14 protein-coding genes, 1 tRNA gene and 1 pseudogene are annotated in these 16,989 nt (G+C 68.7%); 12 read left to right on the forward strand and 4 right to left on the reverse strand.

Annotated features, from left to right (window positions below; translation table 11 throughout):
• From ACZ3IC_RS20345 to ACZ3IC_RS20380, 8 genes and pseudogenes are all read left to right on the forward strand, one after another.
• Positions 1-317, forward strand: a pseudogene (locus tag ACZ3IC_RS20345) (protein kinase family protein); the annotation flags it as partial.
• A gap of 444 nt (positions 318-761) precedes the next feature.
• Complete coding sequence (locus ACZ3IC_RS20350) at positions 762-1,283, forward strand: transposase (protein WP_467418162.1); 522 nt, start codon at positions 762-764, stop codon at positions 1,281-1,283.
• A gap of 370 nt (positions 1,284-1,653) precedes the next feature.
• Positions 1,654-2,637: an ABC transporter permease gene (locus ACZ3IC_RS20355; protein ID WP_467417936.1), complete on the forward strand. Its 984-nt coding sequence runs from the start codon at positions 1,654-1,656 to the stop codon at positions 2,635-2,637.
• A 1-nt stretch (position 2,638) separates the two neighbouring features.
• Positions 2,639-3,595 carry an ABC transporter permease gene (locus ACZ3IC_RS20360; protein WP_467417937.1) on the forward strand — a complete coding sequence of 319 codons (957 nt, stop codon included), beginning with the start codon at positions 2,639-2,641 and terminating at the stop codon, positions 3,593-3,595.
• Positions 3,592-5,718: an ABC transporter ATP-binding protein gene (locus ACZ3IC_RS20365; RefSeq protein WP_467417938.1), complete on the forward strand. Its 2,127-nt coding sequence runs from the start codon at positions 3,592-3,594 to the stop codon at positions 5,716-5,718. The genes ACZ3IC_RS20360 and ACZ3IC_RS20365 overlap by 4 nt, the downstream gene beginning before the upstream one ends.
• Before the next feature lie 21 nt (positions 5,719-5,739).
• Positions 5,740-7,437, forward strand: a complete 1,698-nt coding sequence (locus ACZ3IC_RS20370) for an ABC transporter family substrate-binding protein (protein ID WP_467417940.1) — start codon at positions 5,740-5,742, stop codon at positions 7,435-7,437.
• Between the two features lie 106 nt (positions 7,438-7,543).
• On the forward strand, positions 7,544-7,786 hold the full coding sequence (locus ACZ3IC_RS20375) for a transposase (protein ID WP_467417942.1): 243 nt from the start codon (positions 7,544-7,546) through the stop codon (positions 7,784-7,786).
• Positions 7,787-8,023, forward strand: a complete 237-nt coding sequence (locus ACZ3IC_RS20380; protein ID WP_467417944.1) for a hypothetical protein — start codon at positions 7,787-7,789, stop codon at positions 8,021-8,023. It begins immediately after the preceding gene.
• Between the two features lie 322 nt (positions 8,024-8,345).
• Here ACZ3IC_RS20380 and ACZ3IC_RS20385 read toward each other — a convergent pair.
• Both ACZ3IC_RS20385 and ACZ3IC_RS20390 read right to left on the reverse strand, forming a co-directional pair.
• A tRNA-Pro gene (locus ACZ3IC_RS20385) sits at positions 8,346-8,419 on the reverse strand.
• Between the two features lie 50 nt (positions 8,420-8,469).
• Positions 8,470-11,103 (reverse strand): ATP-binding protein, encoded by a 2,634-nt coding sequence (locus ACZ3IC_RS20390; RefSeq protein WP_467417945.1) that lies wholly within the window; start codon positions 11,101-11,103, stop codon positions 8,470-8,472.
• Positions 11,104-11,211: 108 nt separating this feature from the next.
• Between ACZ3IC_RS20390 and ACZ3IC_RS20395 the strand changes: the two genes are divergently transcribed.
• Together ACZ3IC_RS20395 and cobF are read left to right on the forward strand one after the other, a co-directional pair.
• The gene (locus tag ACZ3IC_RS20395) at positions 11,212-11,721 is read left to right on the forward strand and encodes a DUF309 domain-containing protein (protein ID WP_467417947.1); all 510 of its coding nucleotides are present in this window, start codon (positions 11,212-11,214) and stop codon (positions 11,719-11,721) included.
• 46 nt (positions 11,722-11,767) lie between these two features.
• Positions 11,768-12,523 carry a precorrin-6A synthase (deacetylating) gene (cobF, locus tag ACZ3IC_RS20400; protein WP_467417948.1) on the forward strand — a complete coding sequence of 252 codons (756 nt, stop codon included), beginning with the start codon at positions 11,768-11,770 and terminating at the stop codon, positions 12,521-12,523.
• Between the two features lies 1 nt (position 12,524).
• Here cobF and ACZ3IC_RS20405 read toward each other — a convergent pair whose 3' ends face one another.
• Positions 12,525-13,295, reverse strand: coding sequence for a cobalt-precorrin-6A reductase (locus tag ACZ3IC_RS20405; RefSeq protein WP_467417949.1), 771 nt, complete (start codon positions 13,293-13,295; stop codon positions 12,525-12,527).
• 80 nt (positions 13,296-13,375) lie between these two features.
• On the opposite strand from ACZ3IC_RS20405, the gene ACZ3IC_RS20410 reads away from it, so the two are divergent.
• Positions 13,376-13,768, forward strand: coding sequence for a hypothetical protein (locus tag ACZ3IC_RS20410; protein ID WP_467417950.1), 393 nt, complete (start codon positions 13,376-13,378; stop codon positions 13,766-13,768).
• Between the two features lie 321 nt (positions 13,769-14,089).
• On the opposite strand, the gene ACZ3IC_RS20415 is transcribed toward ACZ3IC_RS20410, so the two are convergent.
• Positions 14,090-15,523: an FGGY family carbohydrate kinase gene (locus ACZ3IC_RS20415; RefSeq protein ID WP_467417951.1), complete on the reverse strand. Its 1,434-nt coding sequence runs from the start codon at positions 15,521-15,523 to the stop codon at positions 14,090-14,092.
• A gap of 446 nt (positions 15,524-15,969) precedes the next feature.
• Between ACZ3IC_RS20415 and ACZ3IC_RS20420 the strand changes: the two genes are divergently transcribed.
• Positions 15,970-16,977, forward strand: coding sequence for a hypothetical protein (locus ACZ3IC_RS20420; RefSeq protein WP_467417952.1), 1,008 nt, complete (start codon positions 15,970-15,972; stop codon positions 16,975-16,977).
• Positions 16,978-16,989: the final 12 nt, after the last annotated feature.

The following is a 16,989-nucleotide window of genomic DNA, read 5'->3' on the forward strand; positions in this document are numbered from 1 at the left end:
AAGCCGATTTCTTCGACCGGCATCAGACCTACGACCGCTGTTACACCGCCACGTATCTGGTGAACTGGCTGGTCACCGCTCTGTACGGATACCAGCAGGAGAACCGGGAGGGCCGCTACGCGCTGGTGCGTGCATACGCAGAGGGCAAGCGCCCTGCAGGAATCCCAGAGGTGGCCGCGGCGATCCTCGCCCGGCACGCGCCGATCGCCGCACTGATGTCCGACTTCAACCTCAAGTTCCAGCGCCAGAGCAGGCAGACCTCATACCCGCTGGAGGAGATCCGTCAACTTGGCGGGCTGTACAGCTCCTCCATTTAGACCGACCGGCAAATGGTTGGCCGCTCGTCGACTGAGGGGCCCGGATGTGAGACAGGCACGGGCTCTGCGTGATCATGGAGTTCTCTACGCTCAGTGATCACACGGAGGACCCGTGCCTGCGGTGCCATCTTGCCTGCTCGAACCCCTGTGGGACCAGTTCGCCGCGCTCCTGCCCGCGCGGGGGGGGGCGTTCGTTGCGGACCACCCGCTGGGCTGTCACCGCCGCCGGGTCGCCGACCGGACCGTCTTCGAGCACATCGTGCTTGCGCTGGTCCACGGCTCCGGCTACGAGCGCATCTCCAGTCCCGGATGCTCCGACCGCACTATCCGACGGCGCGTCAAAGGGTGTGCTGAGCTGGGGATATCCGAGAAGGTTCATGCCCTCGCCCTGGAAGCCTACGACCGCACGATCGGGCTGGGGCTGGCCGAGATCTCGGTTGACGGCTGCATCACCAAGGCCCCGTCCGGTGGCGAGAAGGGAGGGCGGTCACCGGTCGACCGGGGCAAGCAGGGACTGAAACGCTCGGTCGCCTCCGACGCCTGCGGCGTCCCGCTCGGCATCGTCTCCGACGGTCCAACCGGCATGACTCGCCCATGCTCGGCCCGACCTTGGAGGCGGCCCGCACCCAGGCCGGCGCGATGCCCGAAGGCGTCAATGTCAACCTGGACCGCGGCTACGACAGCGCCAAGTCCCGTGCACTGCTAGCCGAGTTGGGCTTCACGGCCGAGATCGCCCGCAAGGGAGTCCCGGCGCTGATCCAGGCCGGGAAACGCTGGGTGATCGAGCGCACGCACTCCTGGATGAACGACTACGGCAAGCTGCGACGCTGCACCGAGAAACGTGGTGAGGTCGTGGACTTCTACTTCTACCTCGCCGCTGCCCTCGTCACGCTCCGCATGCTCATCCGAGGCGCGACCAAGCGTTACCGCTGGGACGGCCGCCCCACCACCCGACGCCTCAAGTGATCCATTTGCCGGTCGGTCTTAATCGGATCGCGACTTGACCAGCCTTGACGTGCCACACGGGCAGTTGAGATCGTCGGCAGCGGCGCTGCCGAATCATGCGGCCGCCTTGAACTGGCTTACTCACAGGCGAGGTTGTCGCTTCATGCCCGGCGCACTGCCCACTCCCCCTCGCCTGCCCGTGCAGCTCCGTCAGCAGACCTCAGGCTCCTACACCGGAAGGGTTTCGCGCCAATCATTTTCTGACCCCCCGAGGATCCGCACGTCCTGTCCGAGCGCTCGCAACCCGGTGCCCGGTCAACGCGGCCAAGCGTCCAGTCACTCACCAGACGTGCGGGCCGATACGCCCCATATCACGAAAGGTCGGCTAACAGTGCTGCGTTACATCGCCCGCAAAGTAGTCGGCTGGTTTTTGATGATCGCCATCGCGACCAACCTCACGTACTTCCTCGCTAACGCATTCCTCAAACCTGCGTCGAACTACACCGCGTTGCGACCGCCTCGAACTCCAGCCCAGATCAACCAGTCGCTGGCGCTTTACAATCTCAATCCAGACAAACCGATCATGGATCGGTGGTGGCACTGGATCACTCAGATCGTGACTCATTTCGACTGGGGCCAGTCGCCAACCGGGGGCAGCGTCAACGACCAGGTCTCCTACCGGATCTTCGTCAGCGGCCAACTCGTCCTGGCCTCAACAATCCTGTCCATCATCATCGGTGTCGGGCTGGGCGTCTACACCGCGTCGCGCCAGTACAAGGCCGCCGACCGGGTGTGGCAGGGCATCTCCGTGATCTCCTTCAACACGCCCTCCGCGGTGGCCTCGCTCGGCGTGGTGCTCGCGGCCATCGCGCTCAACCAGTCCCTCGGCAGCACGCTGCTGCCCGTCGCCGGAGCGCAGAGCCCCGATGTCGTCGGGTTCTGGCCGGTCCTGGGGTCACGGGCGATGCACGCGATTCTTCCCACGATCTCGCTGACGTTCATCTCGTACGCCGGATACCACCTGTTGCAGCGCTCTCTGCTGCTGGACCACATCAACTCCGACTACGTGCGTACCGCACGGTCCAAGGGGCTGACGCGGAAGCAGGCCATCTACCGGCACGGGCTGCGGACCTCGATCATTCCCGTCGCCACTCAGGTCGCGTTCGCGATGCCCGCGCTCTTCACCGGCGCTGTCATCACGGAAACGGTCTTCGCGTGGCACGGCATGGGTGAGTACTTCACCAAGACCATCAGCACGAACGACGTGCACGGCGTCGTCGCTGTCGCAGCCTTCGGTGCCCTCATGACGGCCATCGGCGCGATCCTGGCCGACCTCGTCGTCGTGGCCCTCGACCCCAGGATCAGGGTGAGCTGACGTGGCCATCAACATGCCCGGCGCCGGAACCGCCCCCGAAGAGGCGCGCCCCGAGACCGCCGAAGCACTGGAACCGGGAAAGACCGGAACCGGTGGCAAGCGCCTCTCCCCCTCCCGGCTCTACATGCGGCGCTTCGCGCGCAACAAGCCCGCGCTCGGCGGTCTGATCCTCTTCGTCCTGCTCGTGTTCTTCTCGGTGTTCGGCCGGTATCTGACCCACTGGGACCACATGGAGGCGGACTTCACCGCGCTCTCCGTCGCCCCCGGGGTCGGGGGCCATCTCCTGGGCACCAACGGCGCGGGCAACGACGTCTACTCCCAGCTCGTGCACGGCCTCGGCAGGTCGCTGATCATCGCCGTGACGGTGTCGCTCCTGACCACCGCCATCGCCGGTCTGTTCGGCACCACCGCCGCCTACTTCGGCGGGAAGATCGAGCGGGCGATGCTCGGTTTCGTGCACTTCCTGCTCATCCTGCCCTCGTTCCTCATCATCGCCCTGGTCGGTACGCACTACCGGGGTGAGTGGCAGGTTCTGGTCGTGGTCCTCACGCTGTTCGGCTGGATGCTCACCGCCCGGGTGATCTGGTCCCTGGCCACGTCCCTCCGGGAGCGCGAGTACGTGATGGCGGCCCGCTTCATGGGCGTCAGCCCGATCCGCACCATCATCCGCCACCTCGTACCGAACATCGGGTCCCTGCTGATCGTGACGTTCACCCTCGGTGTCGCCTCGACCGTGCAGTCCGAGACGGCACTCTCCTTCATCGGATTCGGCGTCAAGCAGCCCGACGTCTCCCTGGGTTCCATGCTTGCCGACGGGCAGAACACGCTGTCCACCGCTCCCTGGCTGTTCTACCTGCCGGCGGCCCTGGTGGTGCTGCTCACCGTAGCCATGGCCCTCATCGGTGACGGTCTGCGCGACGCCCTGGACCCCACATCGCAGTCTGGAGGCCGCGCATGATCGAGCAGCGCGCTGTCACGACCGAGCCCGGCACCCAGCGGGCCCTGCTGTCCGTGCGTGACCTGGAGGTCGCCTTCCCCTCGGAGGCCGGCCGGGTGGACGCCGTTCGCGGTGTCTCCTTCGACCTGCACCGCGGCAAGACCCTCGGCATCGTGGGCGAATCCGGTTCGGGCAAGTCCGTCACGTCGATGGCCGTCATGGGGCTGCTTCCCGAGTACGCCTCGGTCACCGGCGAGATCATGCTCGACGGGAAGAACCTCCTCGACCTGGACGACCGGCGGATGTCCAAGGTCCGCGGTCAGCGGATCGGCATGATCTTTCAGGACCCGCTCTCGTCGCTCACTCCGATCTTCAGCATCGGGGCTCAGATCGTCGAGTCCCTCCAGATCCACCAGGAGATCTCGTCCGCAGCCGCCTGGAAGCGGGCCGTCGAGTTGCTGGACCTGGTCGGCATCCCCAACCCGGACCGCCGCGCCAAGGGGTTCCCGCACGAGTTCTCGGGCGGCATGCGGCAGCGGGCCGTGATCGCCATGGCCATCGCGAACGACCCCGACCTGATCATCGCCGACGAGCCGACGACCGCCCTGGACGTCACCGTGCAGGCCCAGATCCTCGACGTCCTCAAGACGGCCCAGCGCGAGACCGGCGCCGCGGTCATCATGATCACCCACGACCTCGGGGTGGTGGCCGGCTCCGCCGACGACGTCATGGTGATGTACGCCGGTCGCCCGGTCGAGCACGCCGGGGTGGACGAGCTCTTCGCGCAGCCCCGGATGCCGTACACCATCGGCCTGATGGGCGCGATCCCCCGCCTGGACGACCGCGACAGGGAAGCGCTGACCCCGGTTCCGGGCACTCCGCCGCTCCTGGTGGACCTTCCCGACGCCTGTCCGTTCGCGGCGCGCTGCCCCGCGGTCGAGGACGCCTGCCGGGAGGCCGAGCCGCCGCTGCTGGCCATCGCCGGGAGTGACACCGGTGCGGGGCACTCGACGGCCTGCCGGCGTGCCGCGGAGATCCGTGACGGCGCCATCGGCGGTGAGCCGATCTACCCCGTCCCAGCCGAGCGAGAGAGCCGCGTCGCGGACGTCCCCCGTGAGGACCGGCCGAAGGTCCTGGAACTCTCCGGTGTCACGAAGACCTTCCCGCTCACCAAGGGCGGCCTGCTCAAGCGCAAGGTGGGCACGGTCTTCGCGGTCAACGGCATCGACCTGGACATCCGCGAGGGAGAGACGCTCGGGCTGGTCGGCGAGTCGGGGTGCGGGAAGACCACCACTCTGCTGGAGATCATGGGGCTGAAGCCGCCCGAGCAGGGCAGCATCGCCGTCTGCGGCCAGGACACGGCCGACCTGAAGCGGAAGCAGGACATCAGCGCCGTCCGCCGCAACATCCAGATGGTGTTCCAGGACCCTATGGGCGCGCTGGACCCCCGCATGACGGTCTTCGACATCCTCGCGGAACCGCTCCGCGCGGTCGGCGAACGCGACAAGAAGGTGCTCAGCACCAAGGTCGCGGACCTCATGGAGCTGGTGGGGCTCGACCCCGAGCACCGTGACCGCTTCCCCTCCGCATTCTCCGGCGGACAGCGGCAGCGCATCGGCATCGCCCGGGCGCTCTCCACCAAGCCCCAGCTGCTCGTGCTCGACGAGCCGGTCTCGGCTCTCGACGTCTCGGTGCAGGCCGGCGTCATCAACCTGCTCAACGACCTCAAGGCCGAGCTGGGCCTGTCCTACCTCTTCGTCGCCCACGACCTGTCGGTGGTGTGCCACATCTCCGACCGTGTGGCGGTGATGTACCTGGGCCGGATCGTCGAAATCGGGGCCACCGACTCCGTCTTCGACAACCCCAGGCACCCCTACACCAAGGCGCTCCTCTCCGCGATCCCCCTGCCCGATCCGGTGGCCGAGCGCACCCGGGAACGCGTCCTCCTGGAGGGCGACCTTCCCAGTCCCACCGACGAACGGCCCGGTTGCCGGTTCGTCTCCAGGTGTCCGCTCCACACGACGTTGTCAAAGCCGCAGAAGGAGCAGTGTCGCGGGGTCACTCCTCTGCTCACCGAGAGGGGGGACCCGGACCACCGCGACGCATGCCATTTCGCGGGCACGACCACGTCTGTCGACAACTAAGTCAGAAAGGCCAAGGCCGTCATGAGAAAGATCTCCCTGAGCCTGGTGGCGCTCGCCGCCGCCTCTTCCCTCGTCCTCTCCGGGTGCAGCAGCGACTCCGGCGACTCCGGGCAGCAGAAGTCCAAGGGCGCCACCTCCGAGAAGGACGTCCTGACTTCGTACAACCCCCAGCCTGCAAGCAACCTGAAGCAGGGGGGCAAGATGACGCTTCCCATCGTGGAGATCCCCGACCAGCTCAACCCGCTGCACGGCAACGGATCGCTCTACACGTCGAAGATCGCCTGGTTCTACCAGCCGCAGCTGTCCTTCAACGACCCCAAGGGCAACATCACCTTCAACAAGGACTACCTGACCGACGTCAAGCAGGAGACGGTGGGTGGCAACACCCAGGTCACGTACACCATCAACCCGAAGGCCAAGTGGAACGACGGCCAGGACATCGACTGGACCGCGTTCCGTGACACCTGGACCGCGCTCAACGGGAAGAACAAGGAGTACAACGTCTCGTCCACGGACGGGTACTCCAGCATCACCTCGGTGAAGAAGGGCAAGGACGACAAGCAGGCGATCGTCACCTTCAAGGGCGCGTTCGTCTACTGGAAGTCCCTCTTCTACCAGATCGTCAACCCGCACATCGCCAAGGCCGACGACTTCAACAAGGCGTACGTGAGCAAGCCGCACGCGGAGTGGGGTGCCGGTCCGTACACCATCTCCAAGTTCGACCCCAAGGGCGGCACCGTCTCCTACAAGCCCAACCCCAACTGGTGGGGCGCCAAGCCGCATCTGGACGAGTTCACCTTCGTGCAGATGGAGACGAGCGCCAGCATCAACGCCTTCAAGAACGGCCAGATCGACGGAGTCTCGGCGGCCAACGCCGAGGAGCTCAACCAGGTGAAGTCGGTGAAGGGGACCGAGCTTCGCCGCGGCACGACCACCTCCAACAACCTCCTCGTCTTCAACAGCACCTCGCCGCAGCTGAAGGACCTGGCGGTGCGCAAGGCCGTGATGGAAGGGATCGACCGCGCTCAGCTCGCGAAGATCACCTTCCAGGGACTCGGGTACACCGAGCCGCTGCCCGGCTCCTTCACCCTCTTCCCCTTCCAGAAGGGGTACCAGGACACCTTCGGCAAGCTCGTGAAGTTCGACGCCGAGAAGGCGAAGAAGGACCTGGACGCCGCCGGCTGGAAGGCCGGCCCGGACGGTGTGCGTGCCAAGGACGGCAAGAAGCTGGAACTGGCCTTCCCCACCATCGGTGACAGCTCCACCGTCAAGGCCCGTGCCACTGCCATCGCCCAGATGATGAAGAACATCGGCGTCAAGGTGGACATCAAGGCGCACCCCTCCGCCGACTTCAACAAGGTGTTCACCGAGCGCTCCTTCGACATCTTCGGGATGGGCTTCATCTCCAGCGACCCGAACGGCATGCTCTACATCTGCCAGATGTACTGCTCCGACTCGACGCTCAACGTCTCCCGCTCGGTGCCGAAGAGCCTGGACGAGGAGACCAAGGCCGTCACCAACCTGCCGACCCTGGACGAGCAGATCAAGGCCGGCAACGAGGTCGAGATGAAGGCCATGGGGACCTACGGCATCATGCCGCTCCACAACGGCACCACCATCTGGGCCGTCAAGAAGGGGCTCGCCAACTTCGGCGCGGCCCAGTTCTACGGCAGCTACGGCAACCTCGGCCAGCCCGATCTGATCGGCTGGCAGAAGTAGTAAGCCGCCCTGCCGGGGGCTCCGCCGCAGCGTCGATGCGGCGGAGCCCCCGGCCTGTACGAGGGTGCGTTTCAGAAGTGGATCTTAATCTTTCAAGATCCACTTCGTGGGAAGGCATGATCTGACGAATGCGCAGTGGGCGAAGCTGGAGCCGCTGCTCCCGGTCGGGAAGAAGCCTGGGCGGCCGCCGGTGCACACCAAGCGGCAGCTGATGGACGGCATACGCCGGCGCACCCGGGCTGGTGCTCCGCGGCGGGACGTGCCCGAGCGGTACGGCCTGTGGGAGACGCTCCATGGCCTGTTCGGGCGCTGGCAGCGGGACGGCGCCTGGCACCGCATCGTCGAGTAGTTGCAGGCCCGGGCCGATGCCGAGGGGCTGATGAGCTGGGATGTCTCGGTCGACTCGACCGTCGCCCGCGCCCACCAGCATGCGGCGGGAGCCCGTAAAAAGGGGGATCTGCAGGTCGAACCGCCAGGCAGTGTCTTCACCGAGCCCGACGACCACGGGCTCGGACGCTCCCGGGGCGGGCTGACCACCCTGCCCACCTGGCGGTCGAGCAGGCCCAGAAGCCGATGTCACTGGTGATCAGGCAGGGCAACGTGGTGACTCCCCGCAGTTTCAGGTCGAAACGCACCCTAGGCTCTGCTACGTAGTCGGCGGTGACGTCAGGTGACGGGTGTCGTCGACAGTTCACCGACCACCACCCAGCGCTACCGCCACCCGGGCATACACAAGGTCATACCCTCCTTGCGCAGCGCCCTCCGCGTGCCGCGCTCCCTGCCGAGCTCGATCGTCAGGACACGCTGACGCCGGTCAAGCACGCCGGTCCCCAACTGGTCCCCAAGAATGGTTAAAGGCCGGTTCCGGATTGATCCGAAACCGGCCTTTGACCTGCGACTCTCACGAGTCGGGACGACAGGATTTGAACCTGCGACCCCTTGACCCCCAGTCAAGTGCGCTACCAAGCTGCGCCACGTCCCGATGCGATTCCCCCCGATGTTCCCGGGTGGCTGCGCAGGACAAACATTACCTCACTCCGCGGACCGGATCGACGCACGTGCCTGCTGAGCTCGGATTGCCAAGGATTCGGCGCCGCACGCCGTGGCCAGCTTGTGGGCTCGGGCGAGTTCGCGCGGGGAGCGGATCGCGATGCCGTAGTCGACGAGGGCCAGGGCGTGTTCGTACGCGGACGGGGACGCCTCCAAGTGGCGCACCGACTCGGCCAGCAGATGCGTGGCGTCCTCGGGGCGGGCGAAGAGCGCGACACAGCGCAGGGCCTCACCGATCGCGGTGTCCGTGCCGAAGCGTTCGGCGTGCACCCGGGCCGAGGTGGCGAGTTGGGCGGCGCGGCCCGGGTCCTCCTCGGCCAGGGCGCGGGCGAGGCCGCCGGCCCAGGGCGCCCACACGCCGTTGAACCTGCCGCGGGGTTCGAGGGCCTGACCGGCCGCTTCGAGTTCGGTGACCGCTTCCTTCGTGCGGCCTTCGGCCAGCAGCAGTCGGCCGCGTACGCACGGGGCGTCGGGCAGCACCATCGCGCTGGGGTAGGGCGAGCCGAAGTCGTAGCGGTCGGCGATCTTGCGGGCCTCGGTGACACGGCCGCGGGCGACCAGGGTGTCGATGAGCAGGCAGGCCGCGTCCCAGTGGACGGGAAGTCCGCTGCCGACACGGTCGGCGAGGCGCAGCCCTTCGCGCAGGAAGCCCTCGGCCTCGGCGAGCCGGCCGCGACGGCGGTGGACGAGTCCGAGCAAGGTGTGCGCGAACGCGAGGTGCGCGCCGCTCCAGCCGGAGATCTCGAAGGCGCGGACGGCCTCGCCGAAGAGTTCCTCGGCCCGGTCGAGCTGGTCGGTGAAGGCGTAGGTGATGCCGACGAGGGTCGGAAGTTCGAAGCCCCACTCGGTATCGGTCCAGCCGAGCCCGCGGGCGGGGTGGCCGTCGACCAGGGCGCGCTCGCAGAGGTTGACGATGAGCTGGGAGTTCTCGCCGCGCATCATGGCGTCGAAGGCGCGGATGGTGAGCAGGGCGCGCTCGGCGTTGTCACGGCCGGCGAGATGGTCGGCGTTCCGGGCGAGTCGGCCGGAACGGGCGAGTCCGTCATCCTCGGCAGCCTGCATGCCCTCCCAGAGGAAGTGGGCGGCCTGGAGCCGCATCAGGCCGGGGCCCGGGGCGGTGCGCGCGGCCTCGGCGGCGAGGGCGAGTGCCGCTTCCTTCAGCTGGTTGTTGTGAGAGTGCGCGGCCGCGAGCCGGTAGGTGGCGTCGACCCGCTGGTCGGCGGAGAGTCCGGGCATGTCAAGGGCGGCCCGCAGATGCTGGACGGTGGTGGCCGGGGAGCTGAGCAGCGTGGCGCAGCCCAGTTCGTACAGCAGGGTGGCCTTCACCCGTTGGCGCGGTGGTTCTTCCAGGGCGCGTTCGAGGCAGCGGCGGGCGGCCTCCGGGGCACCGACCGCGAGATGCTGTTTGGCTGCTTCGCGGAGCTGTTCGACCAGATCCTGGTCGTCGTCGGGGTGCACTTCGAGGAGGTGCCGGGAAGCCGCTGCGGCGCCGAGTCCCGCACGGGTGATCGCCCAAGCGGCCTGGCCGTGCATGGCGGTGCGGGTGGCCGGCGGGATGGAGCGGTACACCGCGGTGGCGATCAGCGGGTGGACGAACTCCAGCGGGTCGAAGCCGGTGACGATACGGGCTTCGCGCAGCCGTGCCGTGCAATCGGCGGCCTCGGCGGGGCTCATTCCGGCGAGGGTGGCGGCGAGATCCTGCGAGATGTCCGTACCGAGGACCGCGGCGGCCCAGGCGAACCGGTTGGCGTTGGTGCCGAGCCGTTCGAGTCGGGCGACGAGGCCGCTGCCGCGGGCCGACGCGCCGAGTTCGCGCAGCAGCCCGGCCGACTCCTCCAGCGGCGCCAGTTCGCGGTCCTGCACCTTGGCGACAAGCTCGACCGCCTCGTAGGGGTTGCCCCCGGTGACGGCCCACACCTCGCGGCAGAACGGGGCGTCGGCGTGCTCGCCGAGGCCCGCGCGGACCAGTTCCGCGGTGGCGTCCGGGGTGAGGGCGCGCAGCGCCACCCGGACCTGGGAGGGGTGCGCGCCGCCCGTTCCGCTCTCCTTCTGCCGCGCTGCCAGCTCGTCCGGCCGGTGCGCCTGGACGACCAGGACGGGCAGTTCGTCGAGGCGGGCGGTGAACGAGGCGAGCCAGGCGAGGGATTCGCCGTCCGCCCAGTGCGCGTCGTCGATGATGAGCAGCGGCGGACGGTGGCTCAGCCGGGATGCGAGTTGGGAGACGACGAAGTCGAGGCCGTCGCGCACACCTTGCGGATCGGGCTGGGGACCGCTCGGTTCGGCGAGTCCGAGTGCGGGCGCGGCGATCTCGTACCAGGTCCCGAACAGGGTCCGCACCTCGTCGGGCGGGAATTGGTCGAAAGCGGGCTGCAGCAGTTGGCGTACGACATGGAACGGCACGGACGTGACCGTTTCGCCGCCGCGTGCGAACCAGACCGTGCAGCGGTCGGCGGCCATCGCCTGGATCTCGGCGAGCAGCGCTGTCTTGCCGATGCCTGCCTCGCCACTGAAGATCAGCAGCCCGCCGGCGGCCTGGGCGCCGCACAGGGCGTCCACGGCTTGTGCGGCAGCGGCGAGTTCCGGTTCGCGCTCGTACAGCGGCCGGGACTGCTTCATCCCTACCCTCCCCAAAGTGGTGCGGATGACTGTCGACACTAGTCGTGCGCGGGGGTCCACGGACAGTGGTTCTGACAGTTCGCCGCAGGTGCGGGGCACAATCGAGGGGTGAACGAGACTCGCAGGGACCGCGACTCCGAGGGCCGGGCGCGCAATGCGCGCCCCCGTGACGGGCTGGGACGCCCGCTGGCGTACGGGGCACCGGGAGTGGAGCGGCAGCCCGAGGGGGTGGTCCGTACCCCCGAGGAGACCTTGCGGGAGGCGCAACGGCTGCTGGACGCGGGAATGCCGTTCCATGCGCACGAGGTGTTCGAGGACGCGTGGAAGTCGGGCCCGGTGGCGGAACGGGAGTTGTGGCGGGGTCTTGCACAGCTGGCCGTGGGGCTGACGCATGCGGCACGGGGCAATACGACGGGCGGGGCCCGGCTGTTGCGGCGCGGCGCGGCGGCGCTCGCGGAGTCCGGGGCCGCCCGGCCTCACGGCATCGCAGTCGACGGGCTGATCGGCTGGGCGCGGGAGCTGGCGCAGCGGGTCGAAGCGGAGGAGGGCGGCGCGGCGCGGGCGCGGCCCGTCGACGCGGCCGTCGAGGCGCCGTGTCTGCGGCCCCGCGGCCGGTAGCGGCCCGGACGCCCGGGTCGGTGGGGCATGGGGCAGACTCGGTGCGGTGAGAAAGATCTATGTCATCGGTATAGGTGCGGGCGACCCCGACCATCTGACCCTCCAGGCCGTCAAGGCGCTGAACAGGACAGATGCGTTCTTCATCCTCGACAAGGGTGAGGAGAAGTCCGATCTGGCCGGGCTGCGGCGGGACATCCTCGATGCGCATGTGAAGAACTCCTCGTACCGGCTGGTCGAGGCACGGGATCCGGAGCGTGACCGCAGGACGTCGGACTACTCACCCGCGGTGGACGACTGGCGCAGGCGCCGCGCGGATCTGTACGAGCGGTTCATCGCGAAGGAGCTCGGCGAGGACGAGTGCGGGGCGTTCCTGGTGTGGGGCGATCCCGCGCTGTACGACTCCACGCTCGGCATCCTCGAAGAGATCCTCGATCGGGGATCGGTCGCCTTCGATCACGAGGTGGTCCCCGGGATCAGCAGTGTCTCAGCGCTGCTGGCCAAGCACCGGACGGGGCTGAACCGGGTCGCGCGGCCGGTGCAGATCACGACGGGTCGGCGGCTGGCCGAGGGCTGGCCCGAGGGGGTCGACGACGTGGTGGTGATGCTCGACGCACGGCAGGCGTTCACCCGCCATCTCGACCAGGACCTCTACATCTATTGGGGCGCGTACGTGGGGAGCGAGGACGAGATCCTGCTCTCCGGGCGCCTCGCCGAGGTGTCGGACCGGATCGAGGAGCTGCGGGCCGAGGCGCGCGCCCGCAAGGGCTGGATCATGGATACGTATCTGCTGCGTCGCGGCTGAATCAGCCTTCCCGGCACAGCAGTTGAAGCGCCGAAGCCACATCGTGAACGACGGGCACACCTTCGGGCGGTGGCGGGCGGCGGACCACAACCACGGGCAGACCGAGGTTCCTGGCCGCGGTGAGTTTCGCCGCGGTGGCGGGGCCCCCGCTGTCCTTGGTGACGAGGACGTCGATGGTGTGGTCGCGCAGCAGCGCTGTCTCGCCCCCGACGGTGTACGGGCCTCGGTCGAGGAGTACGCCGGTGTGGCGGGGCAGCGGCGGCTCGGGGGGCTCCACGGACCGTACGAGGAAATGGAGCGCGTCCGCGCCGGGGTCGGTGGCGAAGGCTGCCAGGCCCAGGCGGCCGGTGGTGAGGAAGATCCGGCGGCCCAGGGCGGGCAGTTGCGCGGCGGCGTGCGCGAGGTCGTCGGCCGGGTGCCAGTGGTCGCCGGGGCCTGCCGTCCAGCCGGGGCGGCGCAGTGCGAACAGCGGGGTGCCGGTGGCCTTCGCGGCCTCGGCGGCGTTGGCGCTGATGGTGTCGGCGAACGGGTGGGTGGCGTCGACGACGGTGTCCACGGCATGGGTACGCAGCCAGTCGGCGAGGCCCCGGGGGCCGCCGAAGCCACCGATGCGTACGTCGCCGGCGGGCATCCGGGGCCGGGCGACCCGGCCGGCCAGCGAGGTGGTGACGCGCGCCGTCGCATCGGCACCGGGCCCGGTGAGCCCGGTCAGCTCGGCGGCGAGCTGCCGGGCATCGGTCGTACCGCCGAGGATCAGGATGTGGCCGGGCATGCACCGAACCTACGTCACTTTCGCCGCCCGGCGCCCGAAGCGGTGAACAGGGCGGCCCGCAGCCATTACGATCCCGCGTCATGAGCACTTCTGACCAGGACCAGGCCGTGGACACCCCGATAGCCGTCCCGGATACCAATGCCGAGGCCGTGTCGGAGACGGTTCCGGAGGCGGCTCCCGAGGCCGTGTCGGAGACAGTTCCCGAGACCGAGGACCGTAGGCTCACGCCGCGTCAGGCGAGACGGCTGCGGATCGTTCTCTCGTCGGTCGGCATGGCGGCGATGGCGGTCGTTCTCGCGTTGCGGATCGCCAGCCGGTCCTCCGTGCTGGTGGTCGGGGTGTACGGACTCGCGCTGATCCTGTGCGGAATCGTGATCGAGCTCAGCAGGAACGGCCGTACTCGGCTCGGCAGTTGGATCCTGGCCGTCGGCCTGCCGGCGGCGATCGGCTCGGACTGGTTGCTGATTCCCTGACGTGCAGTCAGGTCACCGTGGTCCGCACGGCAGCACCGTGCGGATCGGCCCGGTCGAGCCGGCCGTCGAGCGGATGGAACGGACAGCCCGCCGGTACGGCGGGCAGCAGCCCCTGCCGGTGGAGCACAAGGCCGCCCTGGCGGACGACCAACCGCTCCGAGGACAGCCTCGCGGGGTACGCAGGGTGAAGCGGCCACGGAGCGGGAGGCCTCCGATGGCGGCGTCAACGACGGTATGTCCTGGGCCGGGGCGCCGGGCAGGTGGGCCGCCAGGTCTTTGGCCGTGCTGATCGTGCAGTGCGTGGCGTGGCTCTCGTACGTATCAGGCATGTTCCAGCAGGGTCTGCACGGCCGCACGGAATCCGGCGAGGCGTTCGGCCGCCTCGTCGGCGCCGATCCGGGGTTCGTATACGGCTGCGGGCTTCCATTCGGGTACGGCCTGCTGGAGCGGAAGCCGGGGGTCGAGGCCGAGGCGGGCTACGGCTCCGACGCCGAGTGCGGTGACATCGGGCAGCGCTGACACCTCGACGGGCCGTTGCAACAGATCGGCCTGGGTCTGCATGAGCAGTGCGGAACGGGTCAGGCCACCGTCGACGCGGAGCGAGGTCAGCGGGGACCCCAGGTCGGTCACGACGGCTTCGGTGAGTTCGACGACCTGCGCGGCGATGCCTTCGCACAGGGCGCGCACCAGGTGGCCCGCGGTGGTGTCGAGGCCGAGGCCGGTCACCGATCCGCGCAGATCGCCGCGCCACCAGGGGGCGGCGAGTCCGGCGAGTGCCGGTACGAAGGTCACACCTCCGGCGTCGGGAACGGTGGCGCCGACCGGGTCGAGGTCGGCCGCGCCGGAGATCACTCCGAGGCCGGTCAGCCAGTTGACGGCGGACGCGGCGGTGTAGACCTGTCCGTCGAGGCAGTAGCTCGTACGGCCGCCGAGCCGCCAGGCGACACAGCTGACCAGTCCGGTGGAGCCGCGGCGCGGGGCGGGCCCGGTCTGGGCGAGCAGGAAGGCGCCGGTTCCGTAGGTGCACTTGGCATTGCCCGGGTCCAGGGCGTTCTGGGCGAGCAGGGCGGCCTGCTGGTCGACGAGGAGTCCGGTCAGCGGAAGTTCACCACCGAACACGGTCGTCGTACCGACGGTCCCGTCGGAGTCGACGACGGCTGGGAGGCGTTCGTCGCCGAGGCCGAAGATGTCCAGGGCCTCGGGTGACCAGCGGACCCGGTCGAGGTCGAGCAGTTGGGTGCGGCCCGCGGTCGCCGCGTCCGTGACGAACGCACCGGTCAGCTGGTGGACGAGCCAGGAGTCACTGGTGGTGACGACACCCTCGCGGGTCAGCTCACGGCGGATCCAGGCCATCTTGGGTGCGGCGAAGTACGGATCGAGCGGAAGCCCGGTGAGGAGCTGCAACTCTTCTTCATGCGGGGTGAGTTCGGTGCACAGGGGAGCCGAGCGTCGGTCCTGCCAGACGATCGCGTCGGTAAGCGGCCTTCCTGTGTCCGGATCCCAGGCAAGCACCGTCTCGCCCTGGTTGGCGAGGCCGACGCCGGCCACGGGCTCACCCGCCTCGTGCAGCGCCTGGCGTCCGGCGTCGACGACCGATCCCAGCAGTTCGGCAGGGTCGACCTCGACCGCTCCCCCGGCGCCATGGCGCGGCCGCACCGGCGCCGAACCGGAACCGATCACACCACGCTCGGGGCAGACGACCAGAGCCTTGGTACCCGATGTGCCCTGGTCCACTGCGAGTACCGGGCCTGTCATCGACACTCCAGCTGTGCGGAAGCTCTGCGGCTTGAACGGAATCGTGATCATTGATCTACGAAGCCCAGACTGGTGCAGACCACCGCGTACGTCAAGGGATGACCCGAACGTGCGCCCGGAACAGCCCGGATGTCCGGTCAACGTCCTTACGAATGAGCTGACTTGAGTAAGATCCGCGAATCGGTCCGGAGTTCGGCGCAACTGGCCTTACACTCACCGCCGAGCAACAACCGGACGCTTTCGAGCAGTTCGTCTTTCAACAGCTGCTGCACCCCCCACGTCCTCGAGGATTGATGAGACCGACACCCCACCCCCAGCTCCGAGATCTCGACTCCCGGGCCCTGCGCTTCTGCACGGGTTCCATCCCAGCGCCGGGTTGCGTGACGTGCTGAGAAGATCTGCCCTCCATCGCATGCCGTCCCGCCGCACGGGGGCAGGGCGAGTCCATGGCCAACAGTGATTTTCGGCCGGTCTACCACCCGGCCGGCCATGACAACGACTTACGCGTCGCGTTACAGGATTTGCGCACCGGACGCTGGATTTCCATGCGGAATCTGCTGGAGAGTACGCCGGACTGGACCCTGTGGACCCAGCGCACGCAGGTACTCGGGGCGATTGCCGCCCGTTCGGATGCGGTGCAGGCCTGGCTGGCCGAGGAGCCGCGGAGTGTCGCCGCTGCGGTGATGCACGCACGGGTCGTCGTGGAGCGGGCCGTGCGCGCCCACCGCGAGGGCCATCACCGCGCACAGGAACTGTGGCAGGAAGCCTGGACAGCCTGCCGGATGGCCGCACACGCCTCGCCCGCGGACCCGGTGCCATGGGTGTGCCTGCTGGCCCTGTCCCAGCTGGACGAGCGGCAGCGACTGGAGGAGCACCGGCTGCATCCCCCGGGGCCGATGCTCTTTCCCGGCCCGTGGGGACTCCTGGCGGAGGCCGACAAGCGCGACCCGCACAACCGCGAGGCCTACCACCGGATGCTCCAGTTCGTGTACGCGCGAAAGGCCGGCGGAACCCTCTCGGAGGCGGTCAACTTCGTTCAGTGGGCGGCCTCTTCCGCCCCCGACGGATCCGCACTGCACGTACTCCCGCTGTACGTGCGGGTCGAGCGCTACCGCCGTGAGCACGGCCACGAGAAGGCCCTGGATCTCCACTGGGTCACCGAGGACGCCGAACGGGACGCGGCACGTGCCCTGGAGCTCTGGTTCCGTCGCACGGCCCCGATCTCCCACTCCCTGCCCGACCTCAACCACCTGGCCCACGCCCTGTGGGGAGCCCTCCAATTCGCAGACGCCACACCGGTTTTCCAGGAGCTCGGCCCCTATTTCACCTCGGTCCCCTGGGTGTACCGCACCCGTGATCCCCAGGCTCCCGGAGGCGCGGAGGAAGTCTTCCTGCGCGCCCGGAGCCGCTGTCTCGCTGTGTCACGCGGCCCCGGACGGGGGCCGCACGGCTGAGCCACGGCGCCA

The organism is Streptomyces sp. NPDC002958 (assembly GCF_055563255.1).